This window comes from Paraburkholderia caffeinilytica, assembly GCF_003368325.1.
In the GTDB taxonomy this organism is placed as follows: Bacteria; Pseudomonadota; Gammaproteobacteria; order Burkholderiales; family Burkholderiaceae; genus Paraburkholderia; species Paraburkholderia caffeinilytica.
The window spans coordinates 2180228-2196218 of the sequence record NZ_CP031466.1 but is presented as its reverse complement, the minus strand read 5'-3'; the positions used below and the strand labels follow the sequence as shown (position 1 = coordinate 2196218).

General features: G+C 62.1%; 16 protein-coding genes. 7 read left to right on the top strand and 9 right to left on the bottom strand.

All coding sequences use genetic code 11. From position 1 onward, the window contains the following. The first annotated feature begins 23 nt into the window (after nucleotides 1–23). A complete protein-coding gene (locus tag DSC91_RS09740) occupies nucleotides 24–965 on the top strand; it encodes a cellulase family glycosylhydrolase (protein ID WP_162831353.1) in 942 nt (313 codons plus the stop codon). Between the two features lie 8 nt (nucleotides 966–973). On the opposite strand, the gene DSC91_RS38500 is transcribed toward DSC91_RS09740, so the two are convergent. The 4 genes from DSC91_RS38500 to DSC91_RS09725 form a co-directional block, all read right to left on the bottom strand. After that, nucleotides 974–1108 carry a hypothetical protein gene (locus DSC91_RS38500; protein ID WP_268238834.1) on the bottom strand — a complete coding sequence of 45 codons (135 nt, stop codon included), beginning with the start codon at nucleotides 1106–1108 and terminating at the stop codon, nucleotides 974–976. 33 nt (nucleotides 1109–1141) lie between these two features. After that, the gene (locus DSC91_RS09735) at nucleotides 1142–1765 is read right to left on the bottom strand and encodes a LysE family translocator (RefSeq protein ID WP_115777927.1); all 624 of its coding nucleotides are present in this window, start codon (nucleotides 1763–1765) and stop codon (nucleotides 1142–1144) included. 151 nt (nucleotides 1766–1916) lie between these two features. Beyond that, on the bottom strand, nucleotides 1917–2456 hold the full coding sequence (locus DSC91_RS09730) for a hypothetical protein (protein ID WP_115777926.1): 540 nt from the start codon (nucleotides 2454–2456) through the stop codon (nucleotides 1917–1919). A gap of 255 nt (nucleotides 2457–2711) precedes the next feature. Continuing rightward, nucleotides 2712–3296, bottom strand: a complete 585-nt coding sequence (locus DSC91_RS09725; RefSeq protein WP_115777925.1) for an IMPACT family protein — start codon at nucleotides 3294–3296, stop codon at nucleotides 2712–2714. Between the two features lie 165 nt (nucleotides 3297–3461). On the opposite strand from DSC91_RS09725, the gene DSC91_RS09720 reads away from it, so the two are divergent. Further along, nucleotides 3462–4088 carry a LysE family translocator gene (locus tag DSC91_RS09720; protein WP_115777924.1) on the top strand — a complete coding sequence of 209 codons (627 nt, stop codon included), beginning with the start codon at nucleotides 3462–3464 and terminating at the stop codon, nucleotides 4086–4088. Between the two features lie 71 nt (nucleotides 4089–4159). On the opposite strand, the gene DSC91_RS09715 is transcribed toward DSC91_RS09720, so the two are convergent. Continuing rightward, nucleotides 4160–4528: a hypothetical protein gene (locus DSC91_RS09715; protein WP_115777923.1), complete on the bottom strand. Its 369-nt coding sequence runs from the start codon at nucleotides 4526–4528 to the stop codon at nucleotides 4160–4162. A 114-nt stretch (nucleotides 4529–4642) separates the two neighbouring features. Further along, nucleotides 4643–5323, bottom strand: a complete 681-nt coding sequence (locus DSC91_RS09710; protein ID WP_115777922.1) for a TetR/AcrR family transcriptional regulator — start codon at nucleotides 5321–5323, stop codon at nucleotides 4643–4645. Between the two features lie 66 nt (nucleotides 5324–5389). On the opposite strand from DSC91_RS09710, the gene DSC91_RS09705 reads away from it, so the two are divergent. Beyond that, entirely contained in the window at nucleotides 5390–6028 is a 639-nt protein-coding gene (locus DSC91_RS09705) for a glutathione binding-like protein (protein WP_115777921.1), read from the top strand. Nucleotides 6029–6050: 22 nt separating this feature from the next. Here DSC91_RS09705 and DSC91_RS09700 read toward each other — a convergent pair whose 3' ends face one another. Next, the gene (locus DSC91_RS09700; RefSeq protein ID WP_093632986.1) at nucleotides 6051–6308 is read right to left on the bottom strand and encodes a DUF2866 domain-containing protein; all 258 of its coding nucleotides are present in this window, start codon (nucleotides 6306–6308) and stop codon (nucleotides 6051–6053) included. A 360-nt stretch (nucleotides 6309–6668) separates the two neighbouring features. On the opposite strand from DSC91_RS09700, the gene DSC91_RS09695 reads away from it, so the two are divergent. Further along, nucleotides 6669–7784 (top strand): GGDEF domain-containing protein, encoded by a 1116-nt coding sequence (locus tag DSC91_RS09695; protein WP_115777920.1) that lies wholly within the window; start codon nucleotides 6669–6671, stop codon nucleotides 7782–7784. A 47-nt stretch (nucleotides 7785–7831) separates the two neighbouring features. Here the strand turns inward: DSC91_RS09695 and DSC91_RS09690 are convergent, their stop codons facing one another. Further along, a complete protein-coding gene (locus DSC91_RS09690; protein WP_115777919.1) occupies nucleotides 7832–9622 on the bottom strand; it encodes a peptidoglycan D,D-transpeptidase FtsI family protein in 1791 nt (596 codons plus the stop codon). A gap of 619 nt (nucleotides 9623–10241) precedes the next feature. Further along, nucleotides 10242–11786: a methyl-accepting chemotaxis protein gene (locus DSC91_RS09685; RefSeq protein WP_115777918.1), complete on the bottom strand. Its 1545-nt coding sequence runs from the start codon at nucleotides 11784–11786 to the stop codon at nucleotides 10242–10244. Between the two features lie 835 nt (nucleotides 11787–12621). Between DSC91_RS09685 and DSC91_RS09680 the strand changes: the two genes are divergently transcribed. From DSC91_RS09680 to aepY, 3 genes are all read left to right on the top strand, one after another. Further along, nucleotides 12622–12954: a hypothetical protein gene (locus DSC91_RS09680; RefSeq protein ID WP_162831286.1), complete on the top strand. Its 333-nt coding sequence runs from the start codon at nucleotides 12622–12624 to the stop codon at nucleotides 12952–12954. Between the two features lie 131 nt (nucleotides 12955–13085). Then, nucleotides 13086–14819, top strand: coding sequence for a phosphoenolpyruvate mutase (gene aepX / locus DSC91_RS09675; RefSeq protein WP_115777916.1), 1734 nt, complete (start codon nucleotides 13086–13088; stop codon nucleotides 14817–14819). Then, complete coding sequence (gene aepY, locus DSC91_RS09670) at nucleotides 14816–15982, top strand: phosphonopyruvate decarboxylase (protein ID WP_115777915.1); 1167 nt, start codon at nucleotides 14816–14818, stop codon at nucleotides 15980–15982. Before aepX ends, aepY begins: the two co-directional genes overlap by 4 nt. Nucleotides 15983–15991 lie beyond the last annotated feature (9 nt).

Below are 15991 nucleotides of genomic sequence, written 5' to 3'. Positions count from 1 at the left end.
GCGCAATCGCAATCGCGCATTGCATGGTCGGCATAACCATGCAAGTTCAGGCGCAGCAGTTCGGACAGCGGGCTTTCGATAGCGGAAGCCCCTTAAAGACAGGCATGCAAGTCAAGGTCGAGCGCTTCACATCGACATCGGCGATGCAGATCAAAGCTGCGGGATTTAGCTTTGTCCGTTTCGGCGTATGGGCGAATTCGATGCAGACCGCTGAATATCGGAAGCGGGTAGCCAGCGCGTTCGGCGCTGCTGAGGATGCGGACCTGCCGGTCCTTCTTACGGTGCGCTCGACAATCCCTCTTGCTCGGTCTTATCAGTCGGATGAGGCGGCGCGCAATGCGCAACTACGCGACGCCGCGCAGCAACTGGTTCACGTAGTAAACAGTCTGGTTGGTACTTACAGGAACAATGTGCTTGCCGTCGAACTCTGGAATGAACCGGAGTTGCCTGAATACTGGCCAACCGGCGATGTCGATACGACGTTTCCGGTATATATGCGGGCGGTATGCGCCGGACTGAAAAACGTTCACGCATTGAAGCCTGTGATTGGGTTCGGCTTCGCGAGAGCCCCAGCATCCGGTTCCCGCTCGGACAAGCTACTACAGAGCGTTCAATCATCGTCGGACCATTGCATCGACGCCGTTTCATACCATGCATATGGAATGGGCGAACGGCAGATTCAAGATGCATCCGCGTACGTTCTTTCCCGCTATGGACTGCCGGCACTGATTACAGAGTGGGGCGTCTCGTCTGGAGCAAAGGGGGGTGTGATCGGTCAGGCGGCAAGCATCCAGGCATTTCTTATGAGGCGTGCTTCGATGAATACACCGCTGATCTCGATCTACGAGTGGCAGGACACAGTCAATGGCAAGAATGCGCGCGAGCGTAATTTCGGCTTGGTGGACGCCTCAGGGACACCGAAGCCGGCGCTCGGAGCAGCGCTGGAAGCGCTGCGCAAACAATGATCGCCAGCTTAGCGCGGTGGCTGCGATTTGCCGATCCGTTCTGTCAGCTTGCACATCAGTGAGGTCAGGAGCATGAGACAGACGAGTGCCTCACCCGCGACGAAGGCGAGAGCCGCGTTCAGATGACGTTGAATCTTATCCATGCGCCGCTCCATGGCGTTATTGCAGAGGTTCTATTACTGTCCCCGCCTAACCAGCAAAAAACTCACCCCAATCGCCCCAAGAAACGCCCCACAGCAGCGATTGAACCACCGCCGAACCTTGGCGCGAACCAGCCACTTGCCAAGGTGCATGCCAGCCCACGAATACAGCGCGATCGCCACCCATTCAAGCACCAGAAAACTCGCGCCGAGCACTGCGAACTGCGGCAGCATCGGTTTGGCGATATCTACGAACTGCGGCAAAAATGCGGTGAAAACCAGAATCGCCTTCGGATTGCCCGCCGCCACGAGACATTCCTGCCGCGCAACCCGCCAGAGCGACGCGTCGTCCTGCCGGATCGTATCGATGGCCGGAGCGTCGCTGCGCCACAACTGGATGGCAAGCCAGATCAGATACGCGGCGCCGGCCAGTTTGATCGCCAGAAAGAACCACTCGGATGCGTGCAGCACGACGGCGAGGCCGGTCGCGGCCAACACCAGCATCAGCGCGAACGCGACTAACCGGCCGGTGCCGCCGACGAAAGCCGTCATGAAGCCGTGACGCGCGGCGACGTTGATCGATAGAAGATTGTTCGGGCCAGGCGCGAGGTTGATCGCGAAGCAGGCGGGCAGGAAGAACAGCCAGGCGGTGATAGACATGACGGCTCGCACGAAGAAGGGGACGGGGTTGACGAATCGGGCGCGCGAGACGGCAGGTGCCGGCGATGCTTCGACTCTGCCCGATTCTGTCTTTCCCCGGCATTCCCCGATTGTAGCGAATCGGCGGACCGTGCCGATCCGGTCCGTCTGTTCAATTCACCGAATTGACGAAGCCCGGGTCGCTGATCAATGCTTCCACGCTCAGCTTGACCGTGTCTTCGATGGCGATCGTATAGCTGGTGAATTTGGGTGCCTTCTGCCTGACTGTCTTGATGGTTGAAAACACAACCTTCCGGGTGGCGGCATCGGTCACGACGTAGCGCATTTTCAGCGTCCAGGACGCCGGCGAGCGCGTGTCGTCCACCGTGAACTTCTCGATGCTGCCGCTCAAAACCTTCCCGCCTTCTGTGAGATGAAAACCGGCGAGCTGCAAGCTGCTGACAATGCTGTTGCGCACGGTCTCGTTGATATCGTTTTTTAGCACGATATCGGTCATCCCCGTGTTTTCGATCCGGTTCGGCGAAACCTGGCCGTTGCGCGCCGGCATGTAGGCGAAATCGCTGGCGGGGGCGATGCTGAGCCAGCCGGTTGGATGCGCGGCCGCACGCGGTGGGCAATTCAGGCCGAACCACGACCAGGAGCAGGCAGACAGCATCAGCGGCAGTGCGACGACGCCGCAACCCTTGAGCACAGCGGATCTCAGGGCCGGACGCAAGGGACCGAGCGATGGCCGCAGAGACGGACTCTGTTGCGGCGACTCGGGCGCTGTGCTGGAAAAAGCGGCGGTCGAGGTCAGAGGAATTGCCTTTTAAGTTGAGTCATCCCGGTACAGAGCAGCATGGTAACAGCGAGCCGATCCCGTGCCTCTTCCTGGTTGGGTCATTACCCGGATCAGGGTCCGGAATTCCCGGACAATTGAAACAGCCCCGCTCAGCGGACAACACGATCAAAAGAAACCGGCTTTCCCCTGAGTCATGTCCACCAGAGCCAGTCTGGCATCGTCTACCGCGTTGGCGGGCAGCCGGACGGTCATCTTCACCAGCATCCCGTAGGCACTGTCCACGAGTCCGTAAGCTTCGGCCTCGATCCATCTCCGCACCTTCGCTTCATCGGCGTAGCTCACTTCGACGATCAGCGTGACCTGAGCAATCCGCTCCACCCGCGGTGCGTCCAATAGAGCCGAAGCAATCGCGTCGGTATACGCCCGCACCAACCCGCCGGCGCCCAGCTTCACGCCGCCGTAGTACCGCACGACGGCGGCCAGCACGCCGTCCAGATCATGATGCCGCAGCACTTCGAGAATGGGCCGGCCCGCGGTTCCGGATGGCTCGCCGTCGTCGGACATGCCCGACTGGCCACCTGCCAGCAGCGCCCAGCACACATGCGTCGCGCCAGGATGTTCGTCGCGCAGACGCCGCAACTCGGCCATCGCGGCGTCGCGATCGGCGACCGGTATCGCGTGCGCAATGAAACGGCTCTTGCGGATTTCGAGTTCCGCACAGAGCGGTGCGGGCAAGGTAAAGGTGGGCAAGGCAAAGACTTCAATGGATGAAAAAATGTGGGCCGCATGGGGAGCGCATGCGGCCCTGTGCCTGCAATGGTAACGGATCGTCGGCGGGGAATCGTCGAACGATCTACAATCGTCCGCTGAACGCGTGCCTGTCCGCTGAACCGGGCGCGCCACAAAGGAGACGACATGCTTGATCTTTCCACGCTGGGAACCTTCGTTGCCGTTGTGCTGGGGCTCTTTCTGATTCCCGGTCCGGCCGTGCTGCTGGTCTTGACCCGCACGGTGCATGGTGGGCGCAAGGCCGGCATACTCACCGGTCTCGGCATCGCCGTTGGCGATTTCATACACACGTTAGGCGCATCGGTTGGCCTGTCGGCCATATTGATGACGTCGGCACTGGCTTTCAACGCCGTGAAATTCGTCGGCGCCGCCTATCTCGTCTATCTGGGGATTCGCGCCTTGCGCGAAAAGCAGGCGAGCGCGCATTTGCCGGCTGTCGCGCCGGTCTCCGCTTCCAAGGCCTTCTTGCAGGCGATCCCCGCCGAAGTATTGAACCCCAAGACCGCGCTGTTTTTCCTCGCGTTCCTGCCGCAGTTCGTTCGCCCCGAGCACGGCTCCTCGTTTCTGCAGTTCACGACGCTCGGACTGATCTTCGTCGGCATGAGCGCGCTTTATACGACGCTGATCGTGCTGACCATTCGTCCGCTGGGCAAGCTCGTCAAGCGCCTGACATGGCTTGGCCGCTGGCAAAACAAGATCATCGGCGTGCTGTTCATTTCGCTCGGCCTGCGCGTCGCGACGCAAACACGCTGAAGCGGCGGCACCGACCCGGCCGCGTGCCGTTTTCCGGTTCGCGCGTGCGGAAACACGCCGGCACGCGCGATCTAGATATTCCGGCGCTGCCGCCTCAGGCGGCCTTCGCGTGCGTATTCCATCTGGCCCTGCGTGCGCACGGCGAGTCTCTCCTGTTCGGCGCGGCTGATCTGCCGCGTGTCGTCGATATCGCCCACGCGCAGCACTTCCTGCGCGATCCGTATGCGTAACGTCATTAATGGTTCGCCGCGTTCGACCAGCGTGCGGTCGGCGGCGCGCGCCTGCTGGACGCCGCTGTCGATCAGGCTGCGCAACTCCAGCAGCGTGAGCCGTTGACGTTGGATCTCGAGAATGAGCCGCTGGACGGCTTGCTCGTCTCGCGTGCGCCACCAGGCGCGCAGTTCGGCGAGCGTGGGAGGATCGAAGGGAGGGAGGCGCATTGTTCAGACGAAAAGTACTGTATATGCATACAGTATAGCCCGTCTTTTTCACGGCAACGCGTCGCGCGCGGTGACTGAGCCGAAACCGAACAACGCGAGCGAACCACTTGCCGCCTAGCGTCCCCGTCCCTTCGCTGCAGCTTTGCCTGGTGCCGGCACAGGCGACTCGCCAGTACTGCCGCATATCAACGCCACGCCCGCCACTGCCATCGCCCGCAGCGACGCGCGCGAATCGCCCGCGCGGGCGCGCAGCGCGAGGCTATGCAAAATCGCCGACGCGATCTTCGCGAGGAGGGGCAGTTGCGCATCGGCGGGCAGTTCGCCCGCGGCCTGGGCCAGCTTGAGACGTTTCTCGAAGGCCTTGTCGTAGGTGCGCAGTCCCTCGGCAAGCATCGCGCGGACTTCGGCGTCATCCCCCGCTTCGACCGTGGCGGTGCCGATCATGAAGCAGCCGAGCGGATCGCGGTCGGCGGGCAGGTACCACGCGAGCGCGCCGTCATAAACGCGCAGCAGGGCTTGCGGCAATGGCAGGTCTTCGCCGAGCGCATGAACCATCGCGAGTCGGCCGGCCTCGATATAACGTTCGAGCGTGGTCAGATACAACGCATGTTTGTCGCCGAACGCGCCGTACAGGCTCGGGCGGTTCATACCGGTCGCGGCGCTCAATTGATCCAGCGAGGTGCCCGCATAGCCGCTGCGCCAGAACACGTCTGTTGCATCGGCGAGCGCCTGGTCGGAATCATAGGCACGTGGACGGCCGCGAGGGCGGACTTCTTTTTTTGTACTGGTCGGCATAAAAATATGGTGGAAGTGATTTATATGCAATATAGTACAAAAACATTAACGACAGGAGACTTCCCCATGGATCTGTACTTCTCGCCGCTCGCCTGCTCAATGACCACCCGAATCGCGTTGTATGAGGCGGGGGCACAGGCTCGATATATTCAGGTCGACACGAAGTCGAAACAGTTGCCGGACGGCTCGGACTTCTATCCGATCAGTCCGCTCGGGCAGGTGCCGGTGCTACGCACGGACGAAGGCTGGCTGTTGACCGAAAACACGGCGGTCCTGCCGTATGTGGCCGATCATTTTCCGGCCGCACGGCTTGCGCCTGCCACGGGCACGGCACAGCGCGCGCGGTTGCAGCAATGGCTGGGTTTCATCAGCACGGAGTTGCACAAGGCGGTGTTCGTGCCGCTGCTCGATGCGCGCGCGCCTGAAGACGTGAAGCGCTATGCGCGCGACAAGGCCGCGTTGCGGCTAGGCGTTCTGCAAGATCATCTGGCGCAAAGCGAGTATCTGCTCGACGCGTTCAGCGTGGGCGACGCGTATCTGGTCACCGTGTTGAACTGGGCATCGTATGGCGGCATCGATCTGTCGCAATGGCCGGCGGTTGCGGGTTACTACAAGCGACTGATGCAGCGGCCGAGTGTCGCAAAAGCCGCAGGGGAAGAATTCGCCCTGTTTCAGGAAGAAGTAGCGAAGCGCGTGAAAAACTGAGGGCGGGTTGCCGGCTGCGCGATCAATCGTCGCCATGCTGGCAGAAGCGGCGCCCCGGAATGTGCGACACGACTGCCTGAGCGATTTCGAGTGGCGTGCTTTCCGCTGGCACCACACGGCGGCTCGATTCGGGGGTGTGCTTCATGGTCCATTCGACGAGTCTGTACGAGCGTCCCCAAGGGGGTTGCAAGGGGTCCGAGACCTTGCACGAATGGATCTGGCGCACCCATTCGTTGCCGGGCATCGCGCGCAGATGCTCGAATACCGTGTCTTCCACCATCGTTTGACTCCTTCTTCGCAGGCATGCTGTCCATCTATCGGCGCGTCGGCGACATCCCTTGAGAGAAAAAAAGCGCCGCCGATGTTCTGGCGGCTCAACAGGGGATGTTGGACGCCATAGTTACAGGTAAGAATTAAGCCAAACTTAAGATCGCACTTAAACTTCCCGCGGCTGATTCCTTTGCCTGATTGGCCCGTTATCTGTGCCGGTATCTGTCCGGTTACCTGTCCCGATCACCGCTCCCTTAGCGCGCTGTTTTGCTTGCGTGATGATCCAGCCCTCAAGACCGCGCGGAATCAGCCGTTATTACAGCGGTTGGGGCCGCCGACCCCGCTTCGCCTCCGGGCCCGCATCGATAACGTGACGAATCTCGCTCAAACGCCGCTTTCAGACCGCCTGCGCTCGCTCGTCGATACCGTGCAGCACAACGAGCGCACGCTGCGCCGCTTTCAGAACGTCGAGTTGAGATTGATCGGCGCGCAGGATTTCGCGTCGTTTCTCGACACGCTGTTCAGCCATTTGCCGCAGGAATTCTCGCTGGCGAGCGTGACGTTGTGGCTCGACGACCGCGCGCCGATGCTGCTCGAACTGCTCGATCCGGGCACGCTGGACGCGCTCGACCAACCCAATCTGAAAACGTCGCGTGAAGGGGGGCTCGCCGCCCTTGGTCTGTGCGACGAAGGACGGCCGTGGCTGGGCAAGCTCGGCCAGCTGGATGAAACGGCGCGACGCGCCTTCTTCGGCGACGCTAACCGACCGGCGAGCGCGATTTTGCTGCCGCTCGCCGCCGGCGGCACCGTCAGCGGCTATCTTTGCCTGTGCAGCGATGACCCGGGGCGTTTCGCCGAAGGCATGGCCACGGATATCCTGGAGCGCTTTGCAAGCATCGTCACGGCGAGCCTCGACAATGTCGCGCATCGCGAGCGGCTCAAGCAACTCGGGATGACCGATTCGCTGACCGGCCTCGCCAATCGCCGCTATTTCGATGAACGGCTGCGCGAGGAAATCATGCGCGCCGTCCGGTATGGCGTGCCGGTTGCGTGTCTTTTCATCGATATCGACAGCTTCAAGCGGATCAACGACACCTACGGACATCAGACCGGCGACCGCGCGCTGGCAGCGGTGGCGGCCTGCGTGCGGCAGCAGGTACGGCTGGGCGATACCGTGGCGCGCTACGGTGGCGAAGAGTTCACCGCGCTGCTGCAAGGCGATCGGGCCGATGCGCTGACGGTCGCCGAGCGCGTGCGGCTGGCTGTCGAGAAGCTGGATTTGCAGGACGATCGCGGTGAACGCATCGCGTTGACCGTGTCGATCGGCGTGGCGGCGCGCACGATTACCGGTGCGCCGGCGGACGCGGCCGCGCACGGCCACGCGATGATGGAAGAGGCCGACCGGGCGATGTACCAGGCCAAACGCAATGGCCGCAATCGCATCGAGGCGATGGCGAAAGCGGGCAGCGACAACGCGCCACGCTAACCGTCGCAGCAGGAAGGGTGCGGCGCGATTCACGGAGCCACGGGGCCTCATGCGTCCGGCGGCACCCCCAGCAATTGCAGCGCGCCACCCGTCACCGCGCCGAACACCGGCCCGGCCACCGTCCCCCCATAGAATGCCTTGCCGGCCGGGTCGTCGATCATCACGGCGACGATCAGCCGCGGATCGCTCATCGGCGCCATGCCGACAAACAGGGCGCGGTAACGGTTTTTCGCGTAAGTCGCGCCGACCTGTTTGCGCGCCGTGCCGGTTTTTCCGCCGATCCGGTAGCCTTCCACCGCCGCCGCGCGCCCTGTGCCGCCAGGGCCGGTGGCCAATTCGAGCATCGAGCGGATCGCGCGCGCGGTGGCGGGCGTTGTGACCGCGTGGCCCTTGTCGGCAGACTGTGCTGCGACGGTCGCACCTGCACTTGCACCCGCACCTGCGCTCCCGTTCGCACGTCCGTTCGCATTTCCGTCCGCATTTCCGTCACTACGCAACAGGCTCACATGATGCAGGGTGCCGTTGCCGGCATAGGCGGTATAAACCTGTGCGATCTGCAGCAACGAAGTGGACAAGCCGTAGCCATACGCCATCGTCGCCTGTTCGATCGGACGCCAGCGTTTGTACGGACGCACCTTGCCCGACGCGACACCCGGAAAGGTCAACTCGGGCCTTAATCCAAGCCCGTATTCCTGATACTTGTTCCAGATCTTTTCGGCGGGCAGATTCAGCGCGAGCTTGGCGAGCGCGATATTGCTCGACTTCTGCACGGCTTCGGAGACGGTCATCGCACCGTGATTCGACGTGTCGTGAATCACCGCCGGGCCGATCTTGTACCAGCCCGGCGCGGTATCGATGATGCTTTGCGGACGCACCTTGCCCTCGTCGATCGACAGCGCGACGACGACCGGCTTGATCGTCGAGCCGGGCTCGAACGTATCGACAACCGCGCGATTGCGCAGTTGCCGTCCGGTGAGACGCGCGCGGTCGTTCGGATCGAAGCTCGGATAGTTGGCGAGCGCGAGAATCTCGCCGTTGCGCGCATCGAGCACGACCACGCTGCCGGCTTCGGCGCGATTTCTGGCGATGGCGTCCTTCAGTTGCGCGTAGGCGAGTTGCTGAATGCGCCGGTCGATCGTCAGATGGATGGTGTCGCCGTTCTGCGCGGGCACGAGCGGCCGGGTCTCGGACACTACCCGGCCGAGGCGGTCGCGGATCACCTCGCGCTGGCCCGGCACGCCGAGCAGCTGTTCGTTGGCGGCGAGCTCGACGCCCTCCTGGCCGTTGTCCTCGATATCCGTGAAGCCGACCACGTGCGCCGCCGATTCGCCTTCGGGATAAAAGCGCTTCGAATCCGCGATCTGCGTGATGCCGGCGAGGCCCAGTTTGTTGAGGTGACCGGCGGTGTTGGCGTCCACCTGGCGCTTGAGCAGCACGAAGGTTTTGTCGCCGTTCAGACGCCTGCGGAGCTCCGCCAGCGGCAGGTCCAGCAGCTTCGAGAGCGGCGCGAACGAGGCTTCGTCGAGCAGCTTGGGGGAGGCCCAGATTTCGTAGGTCGCGAGGCTGACGGCGAGCATCGAGCCATTGCGGTCGACAATGCGCCCGCGCGTCGCGTCGAGTTCGAGCGTGCGCTGATAGCGTTTTTGTCCCTGATCGACATAGAAGTCCTGATTGACCACCTGCACCCAGAACGCGCGCGCCGCCAGCGACGCGAACGCGCCGAACACCAGCAGGACGACAAGTTTCGAGCGCCACATCGGCAGGCGCGCGGCCAGCAACGGGTTCTTCGCGACGGGTGCGTACGGATCGTGAGGCTGCGATTTCTTCTTCTGGATCATGAGTGCGGATAACGAACAGCAGTGCGAGGGCGAGAAACCGGCGAGGCCGGTGGCCTGTTGCGCGTGACTGTCGAGTGTGCTCCTCGAGTGAGAGCCGCACGCGTGTGGCGTGCAGCGGAATTAGCTTGCGCCGCCCGAATCGGCGGCGGCCCGGCCGTGGCAATCGGCGCTGCCCTGATTGTAATCAGAACGTAATCTTGATGCGAGAGCCATGCAAGGGAGCGTGACCGGGCGGCACGTCGTGCACGGTGCCGCCGCCGGGCGCGGCGACGGTTGCGGGATCGGTTGCGGGATCGGATGCGGCAAGCGTTCGCTGAACGGGGCGCCTTCGCGGACGTGGGTATAGCCGTAGCCGCAAGACGTAGCCGGCACACGCACAGGCGCAAACGCAGGCGCAAACGCAGGCGGACACAAAAAAGCCGCGCGGACTTGAAAAATCCGCGCGGCTGGTTCGTTCGATTGATGCGTCGACTCCGACGCGGCGTGTTAAAGAGGCGCTCTCTGCCTGTAGAGCGCCTACTTTTTGTGCGCTTCTCTTCTGCTTATGGCCCGCAGTCTGAAAAGAGCCTGAAAAGAGCCTGAAAAGAGCCTGAAAAGAGCCTGAAAAGAGCCGGCGGCCTCAGGCCGGTAAAGCGAAGCTCGAGATTGCCTCGCGCAACACACCCACCTGATCTTTCAGCGAATGGGCCGCGGCGGCGGCTTCTTCGACGAGCGCGGCATTTTGCTGCGTGACCTGATCCATTTCGCCGACCGCACGATTGACCTGTTCGATGCCCGCGCTCTGTTCGCGCGACGCGTTGCTGATTTCCTCTAGGATCTCGTTCACGCGGCGCACCGACTGCACGATTTCGCCCATGGTCGAACCGGCGTTGGCGACCAGCGACGCACCCGCTTCGACGGTATGGGTCGAGGTTTCGATCAACGCCTTGATTTCCTTCGCGGCGGTGGCCGAGCGCTGCGCGAGGCTGCGCACTTCCGCGGCGACCACTGCGAAGCCGCGTCCCTGTTCGCCCGCGCGGGCCGCTTCGACCGCTGCGTTGAGTGCGAGGATGTTGGTCTGGAACGCGATGCCGTCGATCACGCCGATGATGTCGCCGATCTGCCGCGAGCTGCTGGTGATTTCGCCCATCGTGCGGACCACGTCGTCGACGACGCGGCTGCCGCGCGTGGCCACATCCGCCGCCTGACCGGCGAGTTGCGCTGCTTGCAGGGCGCTGTCCGCGTTCTGCTTTACGTTGACCGTCATCTGATCCATGCTCGATGCCGTTTCGACGAGCGCCGCGGCCTGTTCCTCGGTGCGCTGCGAGAGATCCGTGTTGCCGGCGGCGATTTCCGTCGCGCCGATATTGATGTTTTCAGTGCCGAGACGCACGCGCGAGACCGTATCGACGAGGCCGGCCTGCATGGCGTGGAGCGCGTGCAGCAGACTGTCGCCGGGGGCGTTCGCCTGCACCGGCACGCGGGTGGAAAGGTTGCCCTGCGCCATCAGTTGAGCCGCTTCGACCGCGACTTCGAGGTCGCCGCCGAGCGTGCGGCGGATGCTGCGCAACACCAGCAGCATGACGGTTGTGGCGATCGCGCCGACCGTCAGGATGATGACGAGCCAGCGCAGCAGGTTGGCGTAGAACGCGCGCTGCACGTCGTCCATGTACATGCCGGTGACGAGATACCAGTCCCACGGTTCGAAGTGGAACGAGAAGCTGGTTTTCGCCACCGGTTTATCGCTGCCGGGCTTGGTCCACAGATAGTCGGCATAGCCGCCGCCTGGGTGATTGCCTGCGGCGACGATATCCGTGAACAGATGATTGCCCGCCGGATCGGTGAATTGCGCCATGTTCTTGCCGATCAGTTCCGGCTTGATCGGGTGCATCAGCATGACCGATTGCGAGTTGTTGACGGAGATATAGCCGTCCTTGCCGTAACGCATGGCGGCTAGCGTTTCGAGCGCCTGCTTTTTGGCTTCGTCCTCGGTGATCGTGTGCTGCTGGGCGAGGGTGTAGTAGCGGTTGACGATGTGATTGGCCTGATCGATCAGCGCGGCGAGTTGATCGCGGCGGTCGGAGATCATCGAGGCGCGGTTTTGCCATGCGCCGAAGCCGCCGATCAGGATCAGGCCGGTCCAGAGGACCGCGATCATAGAGGCTAGTTTTTTGTTCAGAGTCATAGCAATGGGCTTTTTGCTTTCGCTTTCGCGAGGTGGTCGGTCAGGTGGTTGCTCTTTCACTTTTTGGCTTGCGGCGAGTGGCTTGTCGCTGACTGTGTTTACGGCTTGTCGTTGTTTGCTCCGCAGGGGAGGGGAAACCCGCTGTTTTATTTGTATGACTAAATGGGGGCTAATTTGGTTGGTCTGGGTTTTCGTTGATTTGGGTTTTGTGCCCTTCCTTGAATTGTTAGTGGTCCATTAGCGTTCGCCCCTGTGCGGGGCAGGCACTTACTTTCTTTGCCGCCGCAAAGAAAGATAAGCAAAGAAAGCGGCTCACACCACCCCTGCTAAGCGGGTCCCGCAGCACGCAGCGGGTAGTGGTGCATCTGGAATCTGTGTTCGTGCACCTGCATGTGCGTGTGACAAGGGCGTCATTCTTCCAGCGGCGCTGCGCGCGCCGAAGCGTGCTTCATAAAAACCCCCGCTACGTTTTGATACCTACGTCTCGCCACCGGGCCGTGACTCATCTTCGCCTTCGCCTTCGCCTTCGCCTTCGCGATTGTGATTGTGATTGGAACTGCAACTGCAACTGTGACTGTGATTACCGCACATCGACAAATCATTTGAAGTGGGGGTTTCCGGGTGAGTGCAGAGGCATGTCGCCGAGGCGAAGCCGATGGCTTTCGCTGCGTCCAACCGAAGCTGTTGGTTTCCCATGCAGACCCGTCCGCGACGCACGTAGTGCGGAGTGGGAGCTGATGAATCCTTTGTCACACGCACAGGCAGGGGCACGAACACAGATTCCAGATGCACCACTATCCGTTGCAAACCACGGTGCCCGCTTAGCATTAGCGGTGTGAGCCGCTTTCTTTGCTTATCTTTCTTTGCGGCGGCAAAGAAAGTAAGTGCCGCCCCGCACAGGGGCAACGCTAATAGACCACTAACAATTCAAGAAATGGCACCAAACCCAGAACCACAGAATAACCACGACCCCGAACGGGGCAACACCAATAAACAAATAACTAAACTAATCCAGAATAATAAAAAAAGACAATACAAAAAAACCAAAAAACCGCCCCAAAACCCAAGCCCCGCAGGGCCCAATCACATTCCTCCACATAACGCCAAAAAAATCCAAACCCAAACGCCACTGCATGAAATGCAAAAAACAGCACATTTTCCCACTTAACGGCAACATCAGAAAAGCCGAATACCAGCTAGACGCCGGATAAAAACGTTTTCAGCTATAGTCGCCATTTTCCAGCCGCCAGCCGGGCAAAAAAGAGCACCAATAAGCCCGCCACAAGGAGTAAAAAGAAAATGAACGCCCGCGAACCTGCTTTCGTCTCCGCGTCCCGCAGCGCGCGTCTGCGCCAGATGCTCGTGAGCAACGAACTCGAATTCATGATGGAGGCCCACAACGGTCTCTCCGCCCGCATCGTCCGCGAAGCCGGATTCAAGGCGATCTGGGGTTCGGGCCTCGCGATCTCCGCCCAATTCGGCGTGCGCGACAACAATGAAGCCAGCTGGACGCAAGTCGTCGACAACCTCGAATTCATGGCCGACGCCAGCGATCTGCCCATCCTCCTCGATGGCGATACCGGCTACGGCAACTTCAACAACGTGCGACGCCTCGTGCGCAAGCTCGAACAACGCGGCATTGCCGGCGTCTGCATCGAAGACAAACAATTCCCGAAAACGAATAGCTTCATCAACGGCGAGGCGCAGCCGCTCGCCGATATGGACGAGTTCTGCGGCAAGATCAAAGCCGGTAAAGACTCGCAGTCCGATGAAAATTTCTCGATCGTCGCGCGCGTCGAAGCACTCATCGCCGGCTGGGGGATGGACGAGGCGCTGCGTCGCGCGGAAGCCTATCGCCAGGCAGGCGCCGACGCGATCCTGATTCACAGCAAGCTCTCGCGTCCCGACGAAATTCTCGAGTTCGCACGCGAATGGGCCGGCCGCGGGCCGCTCGTCATCGTGCCGACCAAGTACTACAGCACGCCCACGGAAGTGTTCCGCGAAGCCGGCATCAGCACGGTCATCTGGGCGAATCATCTGATCCGCGCCGCGACCTCGGCCATGCAGGCCGTGGCCAAGGACATTCATTCGAGCGAAACGCTCGTCAACGTCGAAGACAGCATCGCCGCCGTCAACGAAATTTTCCGTCTGCAGGACGCCGACGAATATTCGGAAGCCGAAGACCGTTATCTGTCGAGCGGACGCGCGGCCGGTGCGGCGATCGTGCTCGCGGCAAGCCGCGGCAAGGGGCTCGAAGCCGTCACTGAAGATCGTCCGAAAGTCATGCTGCCGATCGCGGGCAAGCCGCTGTTGCGCTGGCTCATCGATGCGTTCAAGAAGCAGAGTGTCAATGACATCACCGTGGTCGGCGGTTATCGCGCCGACGCGATCGATACGGCCGGCATCAAGCTGGTCGTCAACGAACGTCACGCGCAAACCGGCGAACTGGCGTCGCTTGCCTGCGCGGTCCGCGGCGAGGTCGACAAGCTCGCGGGCGATACGGTCATCTCGTACGGCGATCTGCTGTTCCGCAGCTACATCCTGCGCGATCTGGTCGAGAGCGAAGCCACCTTCAGCGTGGTGGTCGATTCGTCGCTGACCGATGCGGAAAACGCCAGCGTGCGCGACTTCGCATGGTGCTCGGCAGCCGACGATCGCGGGCTGTTCGGCAACAAGGTCACGTTGCGTCACGTGTCGAGCGGACAGGGGGCCTCGTCGGCCATCGCTTCGCAAACGCCGCATGGCCGCTGGGTCGGTCTGCTGAATGTGCGCGGCGAGGGGCTTGAGCGTTTGCAGGCGGTACTCGGCAAACTGCAGGCGCGCCCGGATTTCGATTCGCTCGATATGCCCGCGTTGCTGAATGCGTTGATCGAAGCGGGCGAATCGATCGAAGTGCAATACGTCCACGGTCATTGGCGTGGCGTGAACGATCTGGAAGACTTCCGCCGCGCCGGCGATTTCGCGCATGCGCAAGCGCCGTTCGCGGCAGCGGTCGGCAAGCAGACGAACGCAGCCAGCGGAGCCGCACAATGATCGAGGCGGCACAGTTCGTCGAGGCGGCGCGTGAACGCGGCTTCGACTGGTATGCAGGCGTGCCGTGCTCGTATCTGACGCCGTTCATCAACTACGTATTGCAGGACGAATCGCTGCACTACATCTCGGCGGCCAACGAAGGCGATGCGGTCGCGTTGATCGCGGGCGTCACGCTCGGCGCGCGGAACGGCCGGCGTGGCATCACGATGATGCAGAACTCCGGCCTCGGCAATGCCGTGAGTCCGTTGACCTCGCTCACGTGGACCTTCCGTCTGCCGCAGTTGCTGATCGTGACGTGGCGCGGGCAACCCGGCGTCGCGGACGAACCGCAGCACGCGCTGATGGGCCCGGTTACGCCCGCGATGCTCGATACGATGGAAATTCCATGGGAAACCTTCCCGACCGAAGCCGACGCGATCGGCCCGGCGCTGGATCGCGCGATTGCTCACATGGATGAAACCGGCCGGCCGTACGCGCTCGTGATGCAAAAGGGCAGCGTGGCGCCGGTCGAGTTGAAAGAGGGCGAGGCGAGTGCTCGCCGTGCGCCGGCGCCGCCGCGTTCGCAATTCAAAAACGTCGCCGCGAACGAGTTGGCTTCGCGTCACGATGCGCTGCGGAAGGTCATCGCGCACACGCCGCTCGAATCGACGGTGGTGCTCGCGTCGACCGGTTTTTGCGGCCGCGAACTCTATGCAATCGACGACCGCCCCAACCAGTTGTACATGGTCGGCTCGATGGGTTGCGTGACGCCGTTCGCGTTGGGTCTTGCGCTCGCGCGTCCCGACCTGCACGTGGTCGCGCTCGACGGCGACGGTGCCGCGCTGATGCGCATGGGCGCATTCGCGACGCTCGGCGCGTACGGCCCGTCGAATCTCACGCACGTGCTGCTCGACAACGGCGCGCACGACTCGACCGGCGGCCAGGCGACGGTGTCGTCGCAAGTGTCGTTTGCGGGTGTCGCTGCGGCGTGCGGTTACGCGTCGGCAGTTGAAAGCGACGACGTCAACGCGATCGACGAGCTGTTCGAAACGGCACCGTCGCCCGATGGTCCGCGCTTCGCGCGACTGGCGATTCGCCGCGGCACGCCCGACGGCTTGCCGCGTCCCACTATCACCCCGCCCGATGTGAAGACGCGTCTGATGCGCCACATCGGCGCCGCTTAAGGAGTGCGC

What these genes read in the sequence shown, in the direction of transcription:
- DSC91_RS09740 (WP_162831353.1), top strand. Translation starts at nt 24, where the DNA reads ATGGTCGGCATAACCATGCAAGTTCAGGCGCAGCAGTTCGGACAGCGG.
- DSC91_RS09705 (WP_115777921.1), top strand. Translation starts at nt 5,390, where the DNA reads ATGGATCTGTACTTCTCGCCGCTCGCCTGCTCAATGACCACCCGAATC.
- DSC91_RS09715 (WP_115777923.1), bottom strand. Translation starts at nt 4,528, where the DNA reads ATGCGCCTCCCTCCCTTCGATCCTCCCACGCTCGCCGAACTGCGCGCC.
- DSC91_RS09690 (WP_115777919.1), bottom strand. Translation starts at nt 9,622, where the DNA reads ATGATCCAGAAGAAGAAATCGCAGCCTCACGATCCGTACGCACCCGTC.
- DSC91_RS09700 (WP_093632986.1), bottom strand. Translation starts at nt 6,308, where the DNA reads ATGGTGGAAGACACGGTATTCGAGCATCTGCGCGCGATGCCCGGCAAC.
- DSC91_RS09685 (WP_115777918.1), bottom strand. Translation starts at nt 11,786, where the DNA reads ATGACTCTGAACAAAAAACTAGCCTCTATGATCGCGGTCCTCTGGACC.
- DSC91_RS09720 (WP_115777924.1), top strand. Translation starts at nt 3,462, where the DNA reads ATGCTTGATCTTTCCACGCTGGGAACCTTCGTTGCCGTTGTGCTGGGG.
- DSC91_RS09710 (WP_115777922.1), bottom strand. Translation starts at nt 5,323, where the DNA reads ATGCCGACCAGTACAAAAAAAGAAGTCCGCCCTCGCGGCCGTCCACGT.
- aepY (WP_115777915.1), top strand. Translation starts at nt 14,816, where the DNA reads ATGATCGAGGCGGCACAGTTCGTCGAGGCGGCGCGTGAACGCGGCTTC.
- aepX (WP_115777916.1), top strand. Translation starts at nt 13,086, where the DNA reads ATGAACGCCCGCGAACCTGCTTTCGTCTCCGCGTCCCGCAGCGCGCGT.
- DSC91_RS09735 (WP_115777927.1), bottom strand. Translation starts at nt 1,765, where the DNA reads ATGTCTATCACCGCCTGGCTGTTCTTCCTGCCCGCCTGCTTCGCGATC.
- DSC91_RS38500 (WP_268238834.1), bottom strand. Translation starts at nt 1,108, where the DNA reads ATGGATAAGATTCAACGTCATCTGAACGCGGCTCTCGCCTTCGTCGCG.